This window comes from Marinospirillum sp. (assembly GCF_014859565.1).
In genome coordinates, this window is sequence record NZ_JACUUA010000340.1 from 1 (window position 1) to 2844 (window position 2844).

Consider the following 2844-nt stretch of genomic DNA (forward strand, 5'->3'; position numbering starts at 1 on the left):
GTCAGACCGATGCACCCTGGCTGATTCAGGGGATTGAGCAGGTCGAAAGCTGATCTACAGAATAAACAGGCACCGGTGAGGTGCCTCATACTGCTGACAAAGCCCTGACCTTTTGGTCGGGGCTTTTGTTTTACTGAGCCATTGATGACAAGCCCCTGGATTATTTCAGAGGCTTAAATAAAACCACCCTATGCACGCTACCGAACAGATACCTCTGCCTCTTTAGGAGGATAAGTACAGCCTCGAACCCTTGGTTAATGAGGCTGCTAAAATGAAAAAAAACCCAAAAAATATAAAAGCCTTGAAGTGGCTTGGCTTTTTATTGCTGGCTGTATTTTTGACAGGCTGTGACACGTCAGGAAAGGACCCAATTCTTGGTGGCAACGACACTGGAAGTGTCATCCCGCCAGATACCACCGCACCAATGTTAACGGCTGTCAGTGCGCCAGATGGCAGTATTGGACTGGCAATCAACAGGGATATTACTGCAACGTTTAATGAGTTGATGGATGAGTCCAGTTTAATCTCATCATCTCCCTCTACCGATCCGTTAACTACCACCTTCACGGTTTGTAATACCGGTGCAGTTCAAGGTGGTGCCTGCCTTTCCAGTGTGGAAGGTGTTGTCACTTATACCGGTATGGTTCTGACTTTCAGGCCAAATGCCAATCTGGCACTGAATACCTGGTACACCTCATCGATCTCAAGCTCAGCAAAAGATCTGGCGGGTAATGCTCTGCCCGTGCCTTCTCTGGCTGGTGGTTTACCCAACCCCTGGAGCTGGCAGACTTCTGCTGTTGCAGACATCACTCCACCGGTAATAACTGCCACTTCTCCAGCTGATCTGGAAACGGGTGTTGCTGTTAACAAGACGGTGAATGCCACTTTTAATGAAGAAATTCGCCAAAGCACCATGATCACCAGCAACTTTACATTGGTGGAAACCGCGACCCTGACAAGTGTACCTGGTTCGGTTTTTTATGATGTGCAGAACAATATCGCATCCTTTGTGCCCCAGAGCGACCTGCTGCCGGATACGGAATACAGAGCACAAGTCAGTGATTCCGCAGTTGATCTGGCGGGTAATGCTTTACTGGTTCCTGCAGTCCTGTTACCCAATAATCCCTGGACGTTCAGAACTGCTGCGGCAACGGTGGCACCCTTACCTCTGGCTGTGAATCTGCGTGGTGCAGACTCTTTCGGAATCGCCTCTCAGGCGGGTTTAACCTCCACTGGCATCACGGTGGTGAACGGCGATGTGGCGCTTTATCCGCTGGCTGCCTGTGCTGACGCCACGGGTAATGCCGGTGCATCCCAGACCTGTCTGGTTAAAACCTATGCCAGCCCAACCGGCATGACTGTGAATGGTTCCATCTACTGGGCTGGTGATCCCCATGACAATGGTGGTACAGCCAACTCAGTGAGTAACGACCTGAACATTGCCTGGAATGAAGCCCGTAACAAAGTAATGACTGAAGGCCCGGTAACCGGTGATGAACTGGGTGGCAAAACCTTGACTCCAGGTGTTTATCGCAATGCAACCCTGGGTTTGCAGGCTGGTGGCATAGTCACCATGGATGCACTGGGTGATGCCAATGCCATCTTTGTATTCCAGGTGGATAGCTCACTGGTGGATTCGGGCACCTTGTTGTTGCCAAGCAGTGTTGTGTTGGTCAACGGAGCGCAGGCTCGGAATATCTGGTTTGTGACGGGACTGGATATCACCATCGGTTCAGGCACAACCTGGCACGGCAATATTCTGGCAGGTCGGGATGCCACCGTGCTGGATGGATCAACCGTAACCGGAAGGGTGCTGGCGGGTGCATCAGGAGCCAGTGCTTTTACACTGACCGGTGCAGCGTCGCCTTCAGTGACCACCATTATTGTTCCATGAGCAGCTCATTGCGTAACAGCCAGCCTTCCATTTTCCGGAGTAGAACATGAAAAAAACAGCTAAAACCACAAGGGCTCTTAGTCTGATGGGGTGTGTGCTGATGGCAGCTACCCCAGCTTTCGCTGAGGATAGCTTCTGGTACGGTGGCGCCAATATTGGCCAGTCAGCAGCCAAGATAGACAGTGGCAGCATTCGCTCTGAGCTGGAGCAGTCTGGAGCGCTGGATGTCACTGAGTTTGACAGAGACAACAAAGATCTTGGTTACAAGATTTTTGGTGGTTATCAATTCAATCAAAATCTTGCTATTGAGCTGGGGGTTTTTGATCTTGGACAGTTTGATTTTGAAGCAACCACCAATCCGGCAGGGAGCCTGGATGGCAGAATCAAAGTGAAGGGGCTGAACCTGGATCTGGTTGGATTGCTGCCGATGACAGAACGCCTCTCAGCCTTTGGACGGGTCGGGATCAGTTACGCTCATGCAAAAGATAACTTTTCCAGTACAGGTGCTGTAACCACGGCAAACTCAAGCACAACCGAGAAGTCAGGAAATTACAAGTTCGGCGCTGGTGTGCAGTATGACTTCACACCAGCGCTGGCCATGCGAGCCGAAGCAGAGCGCTACCGTATCAGTAGTGACAGTCTATCCGATGGTGATGTGGATCTGTTCTCGCTGGGTATGGTTTATCGTTTTGGCCAGCAGTCGGAACCCCCGATTCAGCGGTCAGCAGCTCCAGTTCAGCAAACACCGCCACCGGTTGCTGTAAAAAACCAGCAGTATTGCAGTGTTCTGGATATTCATTTTGAAATTAGACGGGATGAAATGCAGCGCGAAGATATGGAGAAACTGGCAGTGCTGGGAACTTTTATGAACAAGTATCCCGAAACAACGGCAGTGATTCAGGGGCATAGTGACAATATTGGCAATCAGCAGGACAATCAGGCGCTTTCAC

The 2844-nt window shown here is 50.7% G+C and carries 2 protein-coding genes; both read left to right on the forward strand.

Annotation, left to right across the window (positions count from 1 at the left end; genetic code table 11):
* Positions 1–271: 271 nt before the first annotated feature.
* Positions 272–1894 carry an ice-binding family protein gene (locus tag IBX50_RS19325; RefSeq protein WP_292258029.1) on the forward strand — a complete coding sequence of 541 codons (1623 nt, stop codon included), beginning with the start codon at positions 272–274 and terminating at the stop codon, positions 1892–1894.
* 100 nt (positions 1895–1994) lie between these two features.
* A partial coding sequence (locus IBX50_RS19330) for an outer membrane beta-barrel protein (RefSeq protein ID WP_292258030.1) occupies positions 1995–2844 on the forward strand: 850 nt, incomplete at its 3' end.